Origin of the sequence: Sphingobium ummariense RL-3, assembly GCF_000447205.1 — a bacterium.
Classification (GTDB): Bacteria; Pseudomonadota; Alphaproteobacteria; order Sphingomonadales; family Sphingomonadaceae; genus Sphingobium; species Sphingobium ummariense.
In genome coordinates, this window is record NZ_AUWY01000025.1 from 1 (window position 1) to 19,303 (window position 19,303).

13 protein-coding genes and 1 pseudogene are annotated in these 19,303 nt (G+C 62.2%); 12 read left to right on the forward strand and 2 right to left on the reverse strand.

Annotated elements, in window-relative coordinates:
- Positions 1-59: 59 nt before the first annotated feature.
- The 7 genes and pseudogenes from M529_RS27910 (at position 60) to M529_RS27940 (ending at position 5,698) form a co-directional block, all read left to right on the forward strand.
- Positions 60-1,169: a type IV secretion system protein gene (locus tag M529_RS27910; protein WP_021316575.1), complete on the forward strand. Its 1,110-nt coding sequence runs from the start codon at positions 60-62 to the stop codon at positions 1,167-1,169.
- A 2-nt stretch (positions 1,170-1,171) separates the two neighbouring features.
- Complete coding sequence (locus tag M529_RS27915; RefSeq protein ID WP_021316576.1) at positions 1,172-1,654, forward strand: transglycosylase SLT domain-containing protein; 483 nt, start codon at positions 1,172-1,174, stop codon at positions 1,652-1,654.
- A gap of 39 nt (positions 1,655-1,693) precedes the next feature.
- Positions 1,694-2,458 carry an IS6-like element IS6100 family transposase gene (locus M529_RS27920; protein WP_001389365.1) on the forward strand — a complete coding sequence of 255 codons (765 nt, stop codon included), beginning with the start codon at positions 1,694-1,696 and terminating at the stop codon, positions 2,456-2,458.
- A 47-nt stretch (positions 2,459-2,505) separates the two neighbouring features.
- A pseudogene (locus M529_RS27925) lies at positions 2,506-3,270 on the forward strand (type IV secretory system conjugative DNA transfer family protein); the annotation flags it as partial.
- Positions 3,260-4,123 (forward strand): LPD7 domain-containing protein, encoded by an 864-nt coding sequence (locus M529_RS27930; RefSeq protein WP_021316578.1) that lies wholly within the window; start codon positions 3,260-3,262, stop codon positions 4,121-4,123. The pseudogene M529_RS27925 and the gene M529_RS27930, both read left to right, overlap by 11 nt.
- Positions 4,124-4,168: 45 nt before the next feature.
- Positions 4,169-4,861, forward strand: coding sequence for a HEPN domain-containing protein (locus M529_RS27935; protein ID WP_031294252.1), 693 nt, complete (start codon positions 4,169-4,171; stop codon positions 4,859-4,861).
- A 3-nt stretch (positions 4,862-4,864) separates the two neighbouring features.
- Positions 4,865-5,698 carry a DUF3883 domain-containing protein gene (locus M529_RS27940; RefSeq protein WP_021316580.1) on the forward strand — a complete coding sequence of 278 codons (834 nt, stop codon included), beginning with the start codon at positions 4,865-4,867 and terminating at the stop codon, positions 5,696-5,698.
- 36 nt (positions 5,699-5,734) lie between these two features.
- On the opposite strand, the gene M529_RS27945 is transcribed toward M529_RS27940, so the two are convergent.
- Positions 5,735-6,718, reverse strand: coding sequence for a helix-turn-helix transcriptional regulator (locus tag M529_RS27945; RefSeq protein WP_021316581.1), 984 nt, complete (start codon positions 6,716-6,718; stop codon positions 5,735-5,737).
- A gap of 149 nt (positions 6,719-6,867) precedes the next feature.
- Between M529_RS27945 and M529_RS27950 the strand changes: the two genes are divergently transcribed.
- The 5 genes from M529_RS27950 to M529_RS27970 all read left to right on the forward strand — a co-directional run bounded on the left by M529_RS27950 (position 6,868) and on the right by M529_RS27970 (position 17,857).
- Entirely contained in the window at positions 6,868-10,122 is a 3,255-nt protein-coding gene (locus M529_RS27950) for a TM0106 family RecB-like putative nuclease (RefSeq protein WP_051184009.1), read from the forward strand.
- A 3-nt stretch (positions 10,123-10,125) separates the two neighbouring features.
- The gene (locus tag M529_RS27955) at positions 10,126-11,235 is read left to right on the forward strand and encodes a metallophosphoesterase family protein (protein WP_021316583.1); all 1,110 of its coding nucleotides are present in this window, start codon (positions 10,126-10,128) and stop codon (positions 11,233-11,235) included.
- Positions 11,232-13,862, forward strand: a complete 2,631-nt coding sequence (locus M529_RS27960; RefSeq protein WP_021316584.1) for an AAA family ATPase — start codon at positions 11,232-11,234, stop codon at positions 13,860-13,862. The genes M529_RS27955 and M529_RS27960 overlap by 4 nt, the downstream gene beginning before the upstream one ends.
- 198 nt (positions 13,863-14,060) lie before the next feature.
- Entirely contained in the window at positions 14,061-17,303 is a 3,243-nt protein-coding gene (locus M529_RS27965; protein ID WP_031294254.1) for a site-specific DNA-methyltransferase, read from the forward strand.
- A gap of 5 nt (positions 17,304-17,308) precedes the next feature.
- Entirely contained in the window at positions 17,309-17,857 is a 549-nt protein-coding gene (locus M529_RS27970; protein WP_201766326.1) for a DEAD/DEAH box helicase family protein, read from the forward strand.
- Positions 17,858-17,869: 12 nt separating this feature from the next.
- Here M529_RS27970 and M529_RS27975 read toward each other — a convergent pair whose 3' ends face one another.
- Positions 17,870-19,234 carry a transposase gene (locus M529_RS27975; RefSeq protein WP_013039168.1) on the reverse strand — a complete coding sequence of 455 codons (1,365 nt, stop codon included), beginning with the start codon at positions 19,232-19,234 and terminating at the stop codon, positions 17,870-17,872.
- Positions 19,235-19,303: the final 69 nt, after the last annotated feature.

A 19,303-nucleotide genomic window follows, 5' to 3' on the forward strand; every position in this document is an offset into this window, starting at 1 on the left:
AAATCCGTCATCGTTCCGTCCGTCCAATCTCCGCCAAGCATGCTCAAGCTTCACGATTTTTGCAACAGAGCCCGCTGAACTATTTCAAAACGGTGGTCGCGGTGGGCGCGTCCCTGATGACGATGGTTCTTATCGTCGGCGTCGGCAAAACCTTCCTTGACCAATATTATGCCGCAACGGGCGAGGGTTCGTCTCTCCAAGATTTAGGGACCATGCTTGTCTTCGCGGTCGTCCTTCTGGCGCTCGTAAACAAGGTTCCCGCGCTGGTCGGGGGCGTTATAAGCGGCGGCTCGATCCACGCGGCGGGCGGTATCGGAGCCTTTGGGGCAGGGGCCGCGCTGGGTGCTGCCGGGATGGCCGCTGGGGCGGCGGCCACGGGTGGAGCTATGATCGCTGCTGGCGCGATGAACGCTGCGGGTGGAGCCAGCGCGATCAAGGCCGCCTTCGCTGCCGCTGGTGGGAGCGGTGGTGAAGGCGGCCAAACCGGCATGGGAGGCGGGCAACCGCTTTCGTCGGCGGGCGACATGCCGGGAGGCGGCGATAACGGCGGCGGCGGTGGCGGTGGGGGCGGCGGCACGCCCCTTAGCGTCGCTATGGGCGGCGATGGCGGTTCCCCCCCGGCCAATGACAACAGCGGCCTTCAAGGCGGCTCGGAAGCCGCCAGCGCGGGCGGTGGCACGGCTGCAAGCGCCGCTGCGGGTAGCGAGGCGGCCGATCGTGAAGACGGCAACGGCGGCGGCGCTGCCGGTGGCTCGCCTGCGGGGGAGGGGGAGGCCAGCTCCGCCAGCTCGCAAGGTGAAGGCGCGCCCGAAAGTGGCGACACTGGCGGCACGCAACGCACCGGCCTTAGCCGTGCGGCGAAAACCGCAAGCATCCTCGGCGGCGCTGCCGCTGGTATGGCGGTGGGCGCTTTGAAAGAGCGGGTGGGAAATACGGTGGGCGGCCGACTGGCGGCCAATATCCGCGCGTCGGCCGCCTCGGCATCGTCGGGAAGTGAAACGCTCGCTCCCGCGACCGGCGCGGGCAGTCCCGCCAGTTCGTCCGATTCATCGCCACCCCCCACGGCGCAATTCGCGGGCGATACCATTTCGGCCGCCCGTGATGCGGGCGACATGGAGACGCCAGAGGATGAAGTTGCGGCCTTCGTCCAGAGAAGGGGGGACAGCTAATCATGGCCGCTGATCTGCCTCCGGTTGTCATAGAAGAACGGGTGCAATGCTCGATCGCGGCGGCGCTGCGCTATAACATTCCGGCGAACGTCATGCTGGCGGTCGCGGAACAAGAGAACGGTCGGCCCGGCGCGCGCGTCCAGAACACCAATAACACCGCCGATCTTGGCTCGATGCAGCTCAATTCCAGCTATATTCAATCGCTGGCACGCTACGGCATCCGGCCCGAATATGTGCTTGCGGCGGGGTGCTATCCCTACAACCTCGCTGCATGGCGTATCAGAAACCATATCCGGGATGACAAGGGCGACCTGTGGACGCGGGTTGCCAATTATCATTCCCGAACGCCGGTCCATAATGCCCGCTATCGGGCGCTGATTATGGCGAAAGGCGCGCGCTGGGAGGCGTGGCTTTCCTCGCGCTATAATACCTACAGCGTGAACGGCGTGCCGGTAAGCGGCGGGGCTCTGTTGCAAAAATCGTGAAGCTTGAGCATGCTTGGCGGAGATTGGACGGACGGAACGATGACGGATTTCAAGTGGCGCCATTTCCAGGGTGATGTGATCCTGTGGGCGGTGCGCTGGTATTGTCGCTATCCGATCAGCTATCGCGACCTTGAGGAAATGCTGGCGGAACGCGGCATTTCGGTCGACCATACGACGATCTATCGCTGGGTCCAGTGCTACGCCCCGGAGATGGAGAAGCGGCTGCGCTGGTTCTGGCGGCGTGGCTTTGATCCGAGCTGGCGCCTGGATGAAACCTACGTCAAGGTGCGGGGCAAGTGGACCTACCTGTACCGGGCAGTCGACAAGCGGGGCGACACGATCGATTTCTACCTGTCGCCGACCCGCAGCGCCAAGGCAGCGAAGCGGTTCCTGGGCAAGGCCCTGCGAGGCCTGAAGCACTGGGAAAAGCCTGCCACGCTCAATACCGACAAAGCGCCGAGCTATGGTGCAGCGATCACCGAATTGAAGCGCGAAGGAAAGCTGGACCGGGAGACGGCCCACCGGCAGGTGAAGTATCTCAATAACGTGATCGAGGCCGATCACGGAAAGCTCAAGATACTGATCAAGCCGGTGCGCGGTTTCAAATCGATCCCCACGGCCTATGCCACGATCAAGGGATTCGAAGTCATGCGAGCCCTGCGCAAAGGACAGGCTCGCCCCTGGTGCCTGCAGCCCGGCATCAGGGGCGAGGTGCGCCTTGTGGAGAGAGCTTTTGGCATTGGGCCCTCGGCGCTGACGGAGGCCATGGGCATGCTCAACCACCATTTCGCAGCAGCCGCCTGATCGGCGCAGAGCGACAGCCTACCTCTGACTGCCGCCAATCTTTGCAACAGAGCCGCTTTTCCTATGTCGCTGGATACGGCTTGCGCCTGCTGCCGGTGATCCAGAGCCGGGCGCAGCTGCGGGCCATTTATGGTCCCGATGTTACCGACGAAATCATCGCCAATTGCGGGCTTGAGGTGGTGTTCACGCCCAAGGAGCTGAAGGTCGCGAACGAGCTTTCAGAGCGGCTCGGCTTCTTCACGATGAATGTGAAATCGCGCAGCCGAACGATTCATGGGCTGTTGGCCAATCGCAGCGTGTCGGAATCCGATCAGCGCCGCGCCCTCCTGCTGCCGCAGGAGCTGATGCAGATGCCCAAGACCGAGCTCTTGTTGCTGCGCGGCGGGATCGCGCCGGTTCGTGGTAGGAAGATCGCCTTTTATCGAATGCCGCGCTTCACACGGCGCGTTTTGTCGCCGCCTATTCTGCCGTCGCGGCCTATCCCCGCTGCTACGTCCCCAACTGTTCTGCCGCCAGGCAAGCATCAGGTGGTGTCCCCTTACAATGACGCGGAGGGACCAACGGCGAAGAGCACGGGCGGGGCCTTGCTGGAGGAGACCAAGATGCGGGAAATGACCGATGGTGAACTGGCGGGCGCGGCTAAGATTACCGATGACATGCTGGTCCTGGGCGACCTGACCGACTTGCCGCCGCCCGGCGATGAGGCAGCGGCCATCGCTTTCGTGTCATCGATGATCGAGCGGGCGCTCGTGCAGACGGAAGGGGCGTCATCTTCACCCCTCATCCAGGAAAGGACAGATCATGGCCGCTGAAAAACCTGTGGTGCCACGCGGTATGAGCAAGCGTAGCAATACGATCGCGCAGGACGCGGCAACCAAGTCGGCGAACGCGACGCAATCGTCGCCCGAAGCAACCAAGAAGGGGAAATCGATCGATCCGTCCATCCTCCAGGCGTCGTCGTCTGGTGACATTCCGGATGCCTTGCGAAAGCGCTATTTCTCCACGACGAACAAATGGTCGGGCGAGCCTGCTTATTTCACGACAGCGCAGGCCAAGGAACCGGCGTTCCGCGACCAGGGCAGACGGCTCATCACCTCCAGCGAGAGCGACGAAGTTGTGCGCGATCTCGTTGCCATCGCTCGCCATCGCGGGTGGTCACACGTCCATGTTACCGGCAGTGAGACGTTCCGAAGGGCGGCGTGGCTCGAAGCCAGTCGCCAAGGTCTGGAAGTTCGGGGATATCGGCCGAGCGAACGGGATCTGCAGGAGCTGGATCGCGTACAACGCAATGCGAGCCGTAACAGCATCGCCCCTGCCGTCACGGCGCCGGCATCGCGCGAACCCGCTCGCGGCCACCGCCAGGCCGATGAGGCTTCTAGGCAAACATCGTCGGAGCAAAGCCAGGTGAAAAATGCGCGGGCGGCCCAGAGCCAGCTTCGCGTGATTGAGACGGTGGTGCGCGCGGCGTTGTTCGACAATCCCGATGCCGTTGCCAGGGTAATGAAGGTGGCAAATGACAAGGTGCGAACGCATTTGCAGGCGGGCTGGCAGTTTCAGGCGGCCAAGGTGCGGGACACGGCCGTGCGGGGTGTCGAGCCTGCGGGTCGGACGCGGCAGGGACCCGGCAAGGAGCGAGCGCCGCTGCAACGATCTCGAGGTCGCTGATCGAGAGGGATTGAGCCTGACCAGCAAGGCTTTACGATGTTGGTCATGGCCTATCGCTATCCGCCCGGCAGCCCGCTGCATCATGAAGCCTTGAAGGCCAAGCAGCGCGAGCTGCGTGGCGATTTTCCGGAGCCGCTGACGCTCAGGGTGCATCGCGCGCTGTCGTGGCTGCGCCGTGCCGAAGCCGAGGAGAGCGATGAGGATGTGCGTTTCATCCTGCTCTGGATCGGCTTCAACGCTGCCTATGCCGGCGACGTCGAAGCTTCGCGCGCTTCAAGCGCCGCTGAGGGCGAACGGGGCTTATTCCAGACGTTTTTCACGACGCTGGTGAGCTTTGATGGCAAACACCGGATCTACGACATGGTCTGGCAACGCTTCCCTCAGGAAATCCGGGTGCTGCTCGCAAACCGCTATGTCTTCCATCCCTTTTGGCAGCATCACAATGGCTCGCCCGGCTATGCCGACTGGGCTGACAGGCTCGAGCGGTCGCGGATAGCTATAGGCGCCGCACTGCGCGATCATGACACGGCGAAGATACTCTCGATCCTGTTCGACCGGCTTTATGTGCTGCGCAATCAACTGGTGCATGGTGGCTCGACATGGAACAGCGACGTCAATCGCGCCCAGGTCAGGGATGGCGCCGCGCTGCTCGGCTGCTTGCTGCCGATCTTCATCGATCTCATGATGGACAATGCCGGGCATGAATGGCCAATGCCGAACTACCCGGTGGTGGAATAGGCTGTGGCGGAAGTCTGGTCCGATCAGGAAATTGATCACATCGTCGCCGACTATTTCGCCATGCTCACCGACGAGCTGGCTGGCCAGCCCATCAACAAGGCGGCTCGGAACCGCGCCCTCCAGGCGGTGATCGACCGCAGCAAGGGCTCGATCGAGTTCAAGCATCAGAATATCAGTGCGGTCTTGCTCGGCCTTGGTCAGCCCTGGATCGAGGGCTACAAGCCGGCCGCGAATTTCCAGAATGCGCTGGTCGATGGCGTCCTGCGGTGGTTGGAGGCGCGGCCCGAATGGCTGGCTCCCGATATGCTCACGGAAGCCGCTCTGGACGCACCAGATGCGCGCGGGTCATTGCGGATCGGGCCACCGCCCACGGTGCGCAACGAACCGTCGCCGATCGATCCAGCGTTCATGGCCGCGATCGGCCGCAAATATGATGTCGCCGAGCGCGATGCGCGCAACCGGGCGCTTGGCAAGGCGGGTGAAGAATGCGTGCTGCATCACGAGCGCCGTCATTTATATGCCGCGGGCCGCGACGATCTCGCGGACAAAGTCCGCTGGACATCTGTGCAGGATGGCGATGGTTTTGGCTTTGATATCCGGAGCTTTGAAACGGACGGGCGCGAGAAGCTGATCGAGGTCAAGACCACTAACGGATGGGAACGCACGCCCTTTCATATCTCTCGCAATGAGCTGGCCGTCGCCGATACGAGGCGCGAGGAATGGTGCCTCATGCGGCTGTGGAATTTCGCCCGTGCGCCGAGTGCCTTCACGCTTCGCCCGCCTTTGAGCGATCACGCACAATTAACGGCGACCAGCTTCCTCGCCGAACTCAACTGAAACCCTCCGCCACCGAGGGCGACACAAATCGATCAATCAGGGCAGGGCCGGGAAGTCCGGACGCGCATGACCCTCGACCAACGCCCGCAGTCCTGCCGGCTCCAGCACTTCTACCTTGTCGCCCCATTGATAGAGATGCCAGGCCATTTCGAGCCAGCCTGCGGCCTTGAAGCGGACAATCAGACTGCCGTCGTCCCGATATTCGGCTGATTGGTTGGGATGGAACTGGAATTCCGCCGCGCGCGGAGCTGCTTCGGGAAGAAAACGCCAGACGACCTCACCATATTGGGCGGGGTCCTGATAGGCGCCGAAGGCCTGCGCCGCATGATCGTTCAAGGAAAAGCCGGACTGGATGGGAAAACTCTCATCGAGACATTCGGCGCTGTGAATGCGGTCCAGGCGAAAATGGCGGAGATTCTCGCCTCGATCAGCCTGGCGTGCAACGAGATAGCTGCGCAATCCCAGCAAGAGCCCATGCGGCTCGACCGTCCGGGTTTCTGCATCGGTGTCGCCATAGACAATGCGCATCTTGAACGGTCCGCGCAGCGCCTCGATCAGAACGTCGGTGACCTCAGGTCTCATCGCGACCTTTGGGCCTGGCCGCGCCACTTGGCCCAAAGCCGATAGCACCGCCTCCGCATCGGCTTCCGAGCGCAGCGCGTCGCGCGGGGAGAGGCGCGTGATCAGGCTGTCTCTTAGATCTTCCAGCGCGCGGGCGTGGCGAAGCCGGTTCTCATCGCGGGCCGCGCGGGCGGCGATTTCCAGAGCCTCGATGGTGTTTTCCTGGCGCGGTTGCAGCCGCTCGGGGATGGGACTTTGGATGCGCCAGCGCCGGCGGCGATCGTCATCCTCCACGACAACGACATTCGCGAAATTATCCTCCAGCGCGCTGGTCATGCGCTGCGCCGTTCGGTGCGAAATGCCAAATTCCTGAGAGATTTCCTCAAGGCTGATGCCCAAACGCCGCGAGGCGGCGAGTTGGGCGAGGCGCAGAAGATCGTTGGCCTTGGCGAAAGTCATTATACGTCCATGTCAGAGATTGACACCCTTGCATGCTAAGGAACAGGGTAGCGCCTGTCGAGGTGATTCCCTCGTGGGTGGCGTTGGGCAATCAAGGGGGCCAAGTGAGGACGATCGGGAACACCATCCTGTTTTCAGCGACCGACCTGATGCGGTTCGTCGGCTGCGCGCATGCGACAGCGCTCGACCTTGCCTATATGCGCGGCGAGCCGCTCACTCCCCGGGAAGATTCCGAGGATGCCGCGCTGCTTCAGAAACAAGGCGATGCCCATGAGGCCGCCCATTTGGAGAAGCTGAAAGACGCGGGCAACGGGGTAGTCGAGATTGCGCGTGGCGATCTTGCGCAGAACGCGGACGAGACGCGAGCGGCCCTGGCGCAAGGCTCGCAGATCATCTTTCAAGGGGCTTTTCTCGCCGAGCGTTGGGGTGGGTGGTCCGATTTTCTCGAGCGAGTCGAGCGACCATCATTGCTGGGGCCGTTCAGCTACGAAGTGACCGACACCAAGCTCAAGCGCAAAGCCCATCCCAAGCATGTGCTGCAGCTCGTGCTCTATTCCGACCTTTTGGCGGAGATCCAGGGCGTGCTGCCGGAGCACGCGCATGTGCAGCTCGGCAATGGGACGCGCGCGACGCTGAGGTTGGCCGACTATGCCCATTATGCGCGCGGTGCGCGGGCTAAGCTCGAGGCCTTTGTTGCTTCCCCTGAGCCAACGCGGCCGATCCCCTGCGCGGATTGTTCGCTGTGCCGATGGGCCGACCATTGCGACGCTGTCCTCACCAGCCAGGACAGCCTGTTCCAGGTCGCCAATATTACCCGCGGCCAAGTGAAGAAGTTGGAGGCGTCCGGTATCGAAAACATGGCCGCGCTGGCTCGGCATGACGGCCCGGTGCGCGGCGTTGCGAGTGCGACGGCGGAGAAGCTTGTCGGCCAGGCCAGACTGCAGCACGCGCGCAAAAGCGGCGAACCCGCCTTCGAGTTGCGTCCGGCGCAGCCAGGCAAAGGCTTTGACCTGCTCCCTCGGCCGCAGGCGGGCGATCTCTTCTATGATATCGAGGGCGACCCCCATTATGAGGGAGGCCTTGAATATCTGCACGGCGTGTGGGCCGATGATAGTTTCCATGCCTTCTGGGCTCATGACCATGCTGCCGAAGCGCAAGCGCTCGAACGGCTGCTTGCGTTTTTTCGTGATCGCCTCACGGCTTATCCGGAGGCCCGCATCTATCATTATGCGCCCTATGAGATCACCGCGCTGCGGCGTCTCACCACACGCTATGGTATCGGCGAGGCCTTTCTCGACCGGCTCATGCGCGAACGGCGCTTTGTTGACCTCTATGCGGTCGTGCGCGGCGCGCTCATTGCTTCCGAACCGAGCTACTCCATTAAGGCGCTGGAGGCCTTTTATGGCTTGAAGCGCGAGGGCGAGGTCAAGACGGCGGGCGGGTCGGTCGTTGCTTATGAAAATTGGCGCGAGACGGGCGATCAACAAATCCTCGACGAAATCGAGGACTATAATCGGGTTGACTGCCAGTCGACCGAGCTTCTGCGCGATTGGCTAGTGGGCATCCGGCCCGATGGTCCCTGGCCCGTGCTTGCACAAGACGCGGCCGAGCAGGAGGTGGTCGAGGACGAGGAAACGACGGCGCTGCGCGATCGCTTGGCCGCATCCTCTCTGACTCCAGAGCGTCAGGAATTGCTGTTCAATCTGGGGCTGTTCCACAAGCGTGAAGCCAAGCCTGCTCAGTGGACGGTTTTCGACAGCGCGGCGCGCGATGAGGAAGAGCTTGTCGATGATCTCGACGCCTTGGCGGGACTCGAGGCGATATCCGGGATCGAACCCATCAAGCGCTCGGTGATGCGCACCTATCGCTTTCCGTCTCAGGAAACCAAATTGCGCGAAGGCGGCAAGGCCACTGTGCCCGGGATTGACGGACCGCCGTCAACCGTTGCGATTGAGGCGCTGGATCGCGATGCGTGCACGATCACCTTGAAGGTCGGCGTGGCAAGGGCCGAACTCCTCACCGATCGGCTGACCCTGCATCCGGATTGGCCGCTCGATACCAAGGTGTTGGCCGCAGCGGTGCGCGACGTCATCGAGGATCAATGCGGGCCGCGGCGCTTGTCTGCCGTCGATGATCTGCTGTCGGGCGCCGCCCCGCGCCTGAACGGCATCGACGGCGATATCCTCTCCGGCGGGGAACCGGTGGCGGGCACCATTGCCGCGGCGCACGCCATGGACCAGACGTTGCTCCCGATCCAGGGACCGCCGGGAACGGGCAAGACGCACGTCACGGCCCGGGTGATCCTGGCGCTGGTTAAAGCGGGACATCGGGTCGCCGTCGCCTCGAACAGCCATGAAGCGATCCGCAATGTCCTGCTCGGCTGCCTGCGTGCTAGCGAGGAAGAAGGTGGCACCTTTCCCGTGTCGTTTGCCCACAAGGTTTCCGGAGGCGATGATGGCTATGCCAGCGATTGTCCCGTTCACCGCGCCACGGCCAATGATGACCTGATCCTCGCCCGCGCCAATGTGGTCGGCGGCACGGCCTTCTTCTTCGCGCGCGATGAGAATGTGCAGGGCTTCGATTGGTTGTTTGTCGATGAGGCGGGGCAAGTGGGCCTCGCCAACATGGTCGCCATGGGTCGTGCCGCGCGCAATATCGTGCTGGTCGGCGATCCGCGTCAGCTGCCTCAGGTCATCCAGGGCGCGCATCCTGCGCCGGCCAACCTGTCATGCCTGGAATGGATGCTGGGCGAGCATGCCACCGTCCCGCCCGATCGGGGCATATTCCTCGCCGAGACCCGGCGGATGCATCCCGCGGTTTGTGACTTCATTTCAGACCAGGTCTATGAGGGGCGGCTAGCCAGCCATAGCGATACCGAGCGCCAGAGCGTTACCGGAACGGCCTGGCCCACGGCCGGCGCATATTGGGTTTCGGTTGCTCATGACGGTAATGCCCAGATCGCCGCTGAGGAAGTTGCGGCGATCAGCGCGGCAATCGAGAATCTCCTGCAAGGGAGCTGGACCGACAAGAACGGCGCCACGCGCCCTATCGGCCCCGGCGACATCATCGTCGTCGCCCCCTATAATGCACAGGTCAACGCGCTGCGGGCAGGGCTGCCGAGCAGCATCCGCGTCGGCACGGTCGACAAGTTCCAGGGCCAGGAAGCCCCTATATGCCTGGTCTCCATGACGGCTTCCTCGGCCGACGAGACCGCCCGCGGCATGGAGTTTCTCTTCTCGCTCAACCGCATCAATGTCGCGGTTTCACGCGCCAAAGCGCTTGCGCTCGTTTTTGGCAGCGACCGCCTGCGCGAGGCCAACTGCAGCAGCATCGAGCAGATGCGGCTCGTCAACACGCTCTGTGCCCTTCCACCGTTTTCTGCGCCTCTCAGTACGGGATCTTGATCCATGCGTTTCCTCCACACCGCTGACTGGCAGCTCGGCAAACCCTTCGGCCGGTTCGAGCCCGAGGTGCGCGCGGCGCTTGGCGAAGCGCGCTTCGACGCCATCGACCGGATCGGCGAGGTCGCTGCCGCCAACCAGGTGGAACATGTGATTGTCGCAGGCGACATCTTCGATACCGAGGGTCCCGAAGATAGGGTCATCGTCCAGGCAGTCTCGCGTATGCAGCGCTATCCCTGCCGCTGGTGGCTGCTCCCGGGCAATCACGACTATGCCCGCAACGGCGGTTTGTGGGACCGTGTCCGTGGCAAAGCGTCGGACAATATCATCCTGCTCACCGAGCCCGTCGCGCAGGAGATGGAGGCCGGGGTTTGGTTGCTTCCTGCGCCGCTCCTTCATCGGCACCATCTCGATGATCCGACCGAACTTTTCGACAGCATGGAAACGCCAGGCGCGAAGCTGCGGATCGGCCTTGCACATGGTTCCATTCGCGATTTCACGGCGCGCGGCGAGACCAAGAACCAGATCGCGCCGGATCGCGCGAAGCGGTCCAATCTCGACTATCTGGCACTCGGCGATTGGCATGGCACACTCAAGGTCGATCCGCGCACCTGGTATGCCGGAACCCCCGAAACCGACGGTTTTCAACGCGATGAACCCGGCCATGCCCTGATGATCGAGCTTGCGCCGGGAGTGGAGCCAAAGGTGGAACCCGTGCGCACCGGCCGATTCCAATGGCTGCTCAGGGATTGGGCCTTGCAGGACACTGCCGCCTTCTCGGCGGAATGCGACGTGCTGCTCTCGGCTATCGATCCTGCGGCAACGCTGCTGCGCCTTTCGCTGGCGGGCATTACGGGCCTCGCCGACCGCGTCGAGATCCTTTCGCGGCTCGAAGATGACCTCCGGCATCGCCTTCGCTTCCTGGATGTCCGGGCGGCCGATCTTGTCGGCCGGCCGGGCGAGCAGGACTTGGCGGATCTCAAGGTCGAGGGATTGCTCGGCATAGCGGCTGAGAAACTCACCGAGACAATCGCAGCCGGCGGGACTGAAGCCATATTGGCGCGGCGCGCGATGGAGCGGCTCTTTGTCGAATATCATCGGGGGAGCCAAGCATGAGCCTCCAACTGCGGCGGATCAGCCTCAACAATTTCCGCAAGTTCCGCGAGCCTCTGACGATCGAAGGGCTGGGCGAGGGGCTCAACATCATCATCGAGCCCAACGAGAGTGGGAAATCCACGATCCTTGAGGCCCTGCGGGCGGCTTTCTTCGTCCGCCATGCCACGAAGAATCAACTCGCCCAAAGTTTTGCGCCTTATGGCGAGGCGGTCGCGCCAGAAATCGAAGTCAGTTTCGATATTGGCACCGACAGCTGGAAAATCGCCAAGCGCTTTCTCAAAGGCCCCCAAGTCGAAGTCACGGGGCCGCAGGGCCGGGCGCAGGGCGAGGACGCTGAAAATCGGCTGCAAGCGCTTCTAGGGTTCGTCAAGGATAGTAGCCAGCGTGGCGACCCGACCACCTATGGCGCGCTCGGTCTGCTTTGGGTTCCGCAGGCGCAGGCGCTCGAAGTGACGGCGCCCGGCAGCATCGTGCGCAGCAGCATCCAGGCGACGCTGGAGGCAGAGGTCGGGACGATCGTCGGCGGCGCTGCCTATGAGCGCGTCCGAAAGCGGATCGATGAGCAGTATGACATTTACTGGACGCCGACTGGCAAGGCGCAGTCGAAGGGACGCTGGCAAGCCGCGCGGGATCGTGACCAGCAGGCGCGGCAAACCGCTGCAGACGCGACCACGCGGCTCGATGCGCTCGAAAAGAGCTTCGGCGAGCTGGAAACCGCGCGCGGCCGACTGAAAGTTATCGAGCGGGAGCTGGCGGACGAGACCGAGCAAGAACAGCGCGCCGGTCTTGTTCAGTCTCTGGAGATCGCCAGGGCTGCTGCGCAGATCCTGGAGACTCGCAAAGCCGAGCATGAGAATTTCTCTGCAAACCTCGATCGTCTCGACGATCTGCAATCGCAGCATGAGGCGGCGAAGGAAGCGCTGACGGCCGCTGGCGAATCTTTGACCGCAATCACCGCCGATCGGGAGCAGCTTGCAGATCAGCTGGAAGCGGGACGCACGAAGGTGGTTGAGGCGAAGGCAGCGCTCGACAAGGCGCGAGATGATCGCGCCACAGCCCGTCAGGCGCTTGTGGAAGGGGATGCACGTCTCGCTAGGCGGCAGCGCCACGCGGCGATCACCGATGCACGCCAGCGGCACACCGAACTCCTCGATCTCGAAAAGCAACTGGCCAATGCCCGCAATCAGGCCGCACAGGTCATTCCAGCTGAGGCGTTCGCTCGCCTGGAGGCCAATGATCGTGCTGTCGCGGAAGCGCGGGCCGCCGTCAATGCCGGCGCTACCACTATCGAGCTTACGGGCGACGCTACGGGCATCACCATAGGCGGCGAGCCCCTGACACCAAATAGCCCGCGCACCTTGACCGGTGAGACGCAGATTGCCCTGGGCGGGGGCGTCCTGGTCATCCGTCCGCCGGCAACGGCAGCCAGCGCAACAGCCCGCCTCGCCGAATTGCTCGAGCGACAGGAACTGGAACTGGCCGAATGGGATGTGGCCGACCTCGCTGCGGCGCGGACGCGAAACGATACCGCGCGCGATGCGCAGGGGACCGTCCAACTGCTCGAAACCAAGATCACCGGCCTAACGTCGGCGCAATCGCTGTTGAATCTTGCGGCAGGCCCCGATGCGCTCAAGCTGTTCGTGGCAGGTGTTCCAGCGGAATCACCGGCGGCCGATGAAGACGAGATCTCGACCGATCAGCTCACTCGACGCCTGGAAGAGGCGGAAACGGTCGTAGTGCGCGCTGAAACCCTGCACGACCAAGCCGTTCAGGACCTGCGAGAAATAGAGGACAGGGACCGCCCGCTTGCCGCCGCGCAGGCGGGCGCGGAGCGCGATCAGACCCATGCATCGGATCGCATCGCTCAGCTCGAAGGCAAGCCCGCTTTTGCCGGGCTTGCCGACGCCATCGCCAAAGCCCGGGAGGATGTTGCCCAGGCCGCTGTCAAGCTGGCCGAAGCGAAGCGCGACGCCACCGCACATGATGTGCAGGCAATCAACCGCAAAATCGAAATGATCGATAGCCGGGCAAGGGCTGGTCAAACCCGTCGGGGCGATCTCGAAAAGGATATCGCCCGCCTTGAGGCGATCATTGAGAGCGAGGGTGGCAAAGGTCTGGCGAGCCTGGCCGCAGCTGCAGCCGAAGAAGCCGATGCCGCAACCCAGGCACTGGCTCGGCTCGACGAAGAGGCAGCCACGGTCAAAATGCTCAAGGATGTGCTGGACGAGGCGCGCGCCGAGGCATCTCGAACCTTCGTTGGCCCAGTGGCCCAGCGCGCTCGCGTTCATGTCGAGCGCCTGTTTCCCGGCGCCGACCTCAGCTTCGATGAAGAACTCGGTCTAGCCTCGGTCACGCGCTCCGGCTTGAATGAAGCCTGCGGTACGCTCTCAAAGGGGACGCAGGAGCAGCTGGCGGTCCTCACCCGCCTCGCCTTTGCCGACATGCTGCTGGAGCAGGGCATGCCGGTTTCGCTGATCCTCGACGACCCACTGGTCTATTCCGACGACGGCCGGCTCGATCTGATGACCGAGATCCTGGAGGAAGCCTCCCAGCGTATGCAGGTGATCCTGCTCACCTGCCGCGATCGAGCATTTCGGCATCTTGATGCAACGCGCGTCCAGATCTGATGTGACAAAAAGGCGAGATTGCACTTTATGGGATTGCCGAAGGCGCTATCTATCCATTTGGTTCTATTCGATTTGGTTGGGATATTGGGGGGAAGCATGACGGATCCATCGACAACAGCGCTATGCTTTGAATAATCCAGCGAGGAAAATGAGCGAATTTCGATCTGCACGTGCAGTTCACTGACTTGGAAAAATCAAATGACCGCCTCTCTTCGCGAACTTCTATTGTCCATTGTCCCAGACGATGGGTCCGCAGTCGGCAATTTGGCTTTGGCTGCAGCAATGCGCGAGTCAGTACCTGACCTAAGTGATGAAACCTATCAGCGCATTCGAGACGGGCTGATCGCGGAAGGCATGCTGGGCAAAGGTCGCGGCCGTGGCGGGTCAGTTTTTCTGGTGGGGCTCGACGACGAGGACGAGATTGACGATCGAGATGGGGACGGCTTCTCGCTGACCGCGCAGGAGCCTGCCACCCCTTCAGCCCCCAAGCCGGCGAGCAGCACGAAGAAGGTGGCGCGCAAGGCGGGGCCAGCGCAGGTCCTGAGCTATCGCCATACCGAAACGCGGGTGAACAATCCCGAGGTTGGCATGGTCCACCCGGACAACGATCCGGATCAGCCCAAGACAGTCTGGAAATACGATCCCCACCTTGATCCGGAACTGATGTTCGACAGCCAGCGCGGGGCGGTGGAGAAGCTGATCGACGATGCGCTGGCGTCAGGCGATGCCGATGCGATGCGCGATGCGCTGGTGGAACTGAAGCGGCTTCAGGAGCCTTACCTCAATTGGGCGGGCAAGGCCGAGGGTACGAGCTTCGCCGTCGATACCGTGTCGCTGCATGTGCATGAACGGGTGGACCCGGCGACGATACTTGCCAATGCGCGCAAACGGCTGAAGGGCGAGAAGGCGGGCGAGGCATGGCGACAGGCAGACCTGTTCGCCGCCGCGTTCGAGAACCTGCCGTTGCGGCAAGCGCTCGATTTCTACCACCACGAAAAGGGGTGGTCGAACCGGCTGATCGCCGGTGACAGCCTGCTGGTCATGAACTCGCTGCTGCACAAGGAGTCGATGGCTGGCAAGGTGCAGATGGTTTACATCGATCCGCCCTACGGCATCAAATACGGGTCGAACTTCCAGCCGTTCACCAACAAGCGCGACGTGAAGGACGGAGCCGACGCGGACCTCACGCAAGAGCCGGAGATGATCAAGGCTTTCCGGGATACGTGGGAACTGGGTATCCACTCGTACCTGACCTATCTGCGAGATCGACTGCTGCTGGCCAAAGAATTGCTGCATGAAAGCGGCAGCGTCTTCGTGCAGATTGGCGACGAGAACCTTCATCATGTTCGCGAGGTATTGGACGACGTATTGGGGCGGAGCAACTTCGTATCTGTGATAACATTCGTAAAAACGTCGAGTTCTACGAATGACAATCTGTCGAATGTCGCCGATTACATCGTCTGGTATGGCAAGGATGTGGCGGGAGGCAATCTTAAGTTTCGTCCAATCTATGTCGAAAAGGAGGCGGGCGAGACCGGAGGCACTAACTACAACCGGATCAATCATCCCACGAAGGGGGGGATGAGCATTTCCGCCAAGATCGACGGAAAGCCCGCAGTCGATGATCCTCAGTCTAGGATTTACAGCCTCGACAATCTTACCAGCCAAGGAGCCGGAAGAGAGAAAGGCGAAGGTGCCGCATCATGGTTTCCGGTCAGCCTCCAGGGCGAGGAATACCGACCTTCCATGCAGGTCCGATGGAAGACGAACGAGGAAGGCATGGAGCGCCTGCGAAAGGCGCGACGCATTGAGGGAACGGGTACCCGCGTTGGGTACGTTCGCTACCTTGATGATTTTCCAGTTTTTCCAATTTCCAATAACTGGACGGACGTCGGTGCCAGTTTCATGGCCGACAAGCTCTACGTCGTGCAAACCGTTCAAAAAGTAGTGGAACGATGCCTTTTGATGACGACCGACCCGGGCGACTTGGTGCTCGACCCAACATGCGGTTCGGGGACCACTGCCCTTGTCGCTGAGAAGTGGGGGCGCCGTTGGATCACATGCGATACCAGTCGTGTCGCGGTTACGCTGGCAAAGCAGCGGTTCATGACCGCAAGTTTTGATTACTACGCATTACGTTACCCGCACGAAGGTATCCGGGGCGGCTTTGCGTACAAGTCGATCCCGCACATCATGCTCAAATCTATTGTCACGAACCCGGACGTGGATACGACCTATGATACAAAGCAACCGGTGATTGAAGCCGCGCTCCGTGCCTTGAACGCAGCATTGCAAGACAGTTCTTCTGTTCCATTCAAACCCGAGCAGGGCTATCGTAAAGGGAAGCTCATCAGCTTCTCCGAGGGCCAAAAACTGGAAGAATGGGAGGTGCCGTTCGAATGGCCTGCCAGTTGGCCGGAAAGCGCGGCGCAGCCATTTGCGGATTTTCATGCTGCACGTTTGGCGATGCAGGCGGCGATGGACCAGTGCGTCAAGGACCATGCCGAACAAGAAACGTTGTATGACAAGCCTGAGATTGACAAATCTCGCCTGCGCATAACCGGCCCATTTTCGGTCGAAGCGGTGCCCGCTCCCACGGTGCTTTCGCTGGATGAATCAGGGACGCCGACCGAAGCGGATGCAACTGTTGCACGCTCCGGCGAAACCTCTCGCCAGACACAATGGCGCGATGAACTGATCCGCACCGGTATCCGCGCCAAGGGTGGGGCCATGCTGAAGTTCACCGACCTTGAGGCCATCCCCGGCGTCAAGCATCTCCATGCGTCCGGCACGCTGGATAGCGGGGAGCGTGTTGTCGTCAGCTTCGGCCCGGAACACGCTGCGCTTGAACAGAAACAGGTAGAGCGCGCCATCGAGGACGCGCAGACCTTGGTGCCCAAGCCCAAGTTCGTAGTCTTCTGCGCCTTCACCTTCGACCCGGAGGCGGCGAAGGATATCGACGAACTCAACTGGCCCGGCGTCACCCTGCTCAAAGCCCAGATGAATACCGATCTATTGACCGAGGATCTGAAGAAGGCGCGGTCGTCCAACCAGTCCTTCTGGCTGATGGGCCAGCCTGAGGTGGAACTGAAGCAGGTGGGCGATAACTGGCAGATCGAGGTCCATGGCTTCGACTATTTCGATCCCCGCGAAGGCACGCTGGTTTCGGGTGGCAAGTCCAAGATCGCCATGTGGTCGCTGGACACGGACTATGACGGGCGCAGCCTGATGCCGCACCAGGTCTTCTTCCCGATGGCCGGCGCGAAAGATGGTTGGAACCGCTTGAAAAAGACAATCCGCGCCGAACTGGACGAGGACTTGCTGGAGCAATTCCACGGCACCGTTTCCCTGCCGTTCGAAGCTGGGGACCATCGCCGGGTCGCGGTCAAGATCGTCGATGACAGGGGCATCGAGTCGATCAAGATCATGAACCTGGAGTGACGGCGGTGACCAAGCCCAAGTCGCTCATCATCAATACGCCATTCGTGTGCCCGCAGCAGCATTGGGCACCAAAGCAGGATGGCACGCTGGAAATCATTCCGGAGCGCCGCCCCGCCAGCTACGAGGTGTTCGACGCCCGGAACAACACCCGGCGAACCGAGAAGCTGGAACTGGTCGAGACGATCCGTGGCCGCGTCGATCAATGGCGCGAGGCTGGCTACCCCGGCGTGACCATCGTCACCCGCCGCTTGCTCGAACACTGGCATGACAACACGGCGCGGGAATACCCGTTCTACTTCTGTCAGCTAGAGGCCATCGAAACGCTGATTTGGTGGCTCGAAGGCGCGGAGGAATACAAGCAGGGCATCTACGTCCCCGGCGATGGTGGGGCATGGCAGCGCCTGTGCAACAAGATGGCGACGGGCGCGGGCAAGACCACGGTGATGGCCATGATCATCACGTGGCAGGTGCTGAACGCGCTAACCTACCCGAAGCGGAACAAGGATTTCAGCCGGGCCATCTTCATCGTCGCCCCGGGCCTAACAGCGCGGTGACGAAGTCGGTTTTCAGCCGGGTCTGTCAGCGCCTTCAGGGGTAAAAACGATGAGGAGCATGGCCCTTTCTCCGTCGAACTCGGCGACGAGGGCGATGACGAGCGCAACATCGGTCTGAACTACGAACAAGAATGCCTTGGATGCGCCCCTGGCGCCCCTCGGAGTGCCGCAACCGAACAGGGCGCGCATGAGAATGCCAAGATTGAACCCGGCGACGTGGATCAAATAACGCTTGTGAACATTCTCGCGCCCGCGCAGCCACGCGCGGCGCATGCCGCCGCGATCCAGGACGTGGGCAAAGCTACGCTCGACCATCTCACCACGCTTGCGCATCGCCTTGCGTCCGACGGCGGATTTCAGGCGAGACCGATTGGCGTAGACGGCCTTCTGGGCAGCCTCGTCGCCGTGCCAGCGCAGATATCCATTCGGCGGTGCCGGCTCGGCGATGCGCGTCTTCCAGATGTCGCCGTCGAGACCCTTGAGGAGCTCGCGCGAATGATAGCCTTTATCGGTCACAAGATCGCAGGGATCCCCGGACGTCGGCGCCAGGCCAATGTCGGCGAGGTTGCGTGCTGCCGTCTCCAGCGTGGCGTCGAGCGTTGTCGTGTCGCCCTTGTCGGCCGGGTGGATCGGCGCTGCCACGATAACACCCGTGTCGAGATCGACCGCGTGTTCGGGCTTGTAGGCCAGACGCGTCGAGCCGTTCTTCATCCGCGCGACCTTCGCGTCGGGATCGGTCTTGCTCGCCCAGTCCGCATTCGACAGCTTCTTGCCCTTGCGTTTGCGATCGAGCCGGACAAGGTCGTCGATCGTCGGCGTGTCGATGCCGCTCTCTTGCGCCATGCGCACCAGCATCTCGCGGTAGGTCTCGCCATTGTCACGCCGCACGATGGTACGCAGCGCGGCGTTCGCCTCCATGGTCGAGCCATCGACGCCGATCCGCTCGCCTTTCACCAGATCGTGCCCGGCGACGAGGGCCAGTACCCAGCCGAAGATCTGGTCATGTACCTCGTGCGGCAGGCGGCTCCGCGTCTTCGACAACCAGCTATGATCAGGGACCTTGTCGCGGCTCGACAGTCGCAGGAACTCCCGCAGCGACAGCGAATCCGAACAGCGCCAGACAATCCCGCGTTCGCTGTCGATGCCCTCGAAATAGCCGATCAGCAGCATGCGGAAATAGCGGCCCGGCGGCAGCGACGGGGCTCCCATCCGCGGCGCATAATAGGGCTTGCACGTCTTCTCGACAAAGCCATCGAAGCCCGCCTCGGCCAGCAGCTTCTGGAGCTTGTCGTAGAAAACATGCCCCGGTGAACGCGGTATCTCCGCCCACGTCACGATCAAATCGGACTGGACCTCGCTATCACGCCCCATCGCCATCGCCGCTAACCCGCCAGACAATCCCACTGCCGCACTGAATCAGCCACCGCCGACTTCGTCAACGGCCTG

Coding starts and splice junctions, on each gene's coding strand:
- M529_RS27955 (WP_021316583.1), top strand. CDS start 10,126: ATGCGTTTCCTCCACACCGCTGACTGGCAGCTCGGCAAACCCTTCGGC.
- M529_RS27975 (WP_013039168.1), bottom strand. CDS start 19,234: ATGGCGATGGGGCGTGATAGCGAGGTCCAGTCCGATTTGATCGTGACG.
- M529_RS27965 (WP_031294254.1), top strand. CDS start 14,061: ATGACCGCCTCTCTTCGCGAACTTCTATTGTCCATTGTCCCAGACGAT.
- M529_RS27920 (WP_001389365.1), top strand. CDS start 1,694: ATGACGGATTTCAAGTGGCGCCATTTCCAGGGTGATGTGATCCTGTGG.
- M529_RS27915 (WP_021316576.1), top strand. CDS start 1,172: ATGGCCGCTGATCTGCCTCCGGTTGTCATAGAAGAACGGGTGCAATGC.
- M529_RS27945 (WP_021316581.1), bottom strand. CDS start 6,718: ATGACTTTCGCCAAGGCCAACGATCTTCTGCGCCTCGCCCAACTCGCC.
- M529_RS27935 (WP_031294252.1), top strand. CDS start 4,169: ATGGCCTATCGCTATCCGCCCGGCAGCCCGCTGCATCATGAAGCCTTG.
- M529_RS27930 (WP_021316578.1), top strand. CDS start 3,260: ATGGCCGCTGAAAAACCTGTGGTGCCACGCGGTATGAGCAAGCGTAGC.
- M529_RS27950 (WP_051184009.1), top strand. CDS start 6,868: ATGCGGTTCGTCGGCTGCGCGCATGCGACAGCGCTCGACCTTGCCTAT.
- M529_RS27960 (WP_021316584.1), top strand. CDS start 11,232: ATGAGCCTCCAACTGCGGCGGATCAGCCTCAACAATTTCCGCAAGTTC.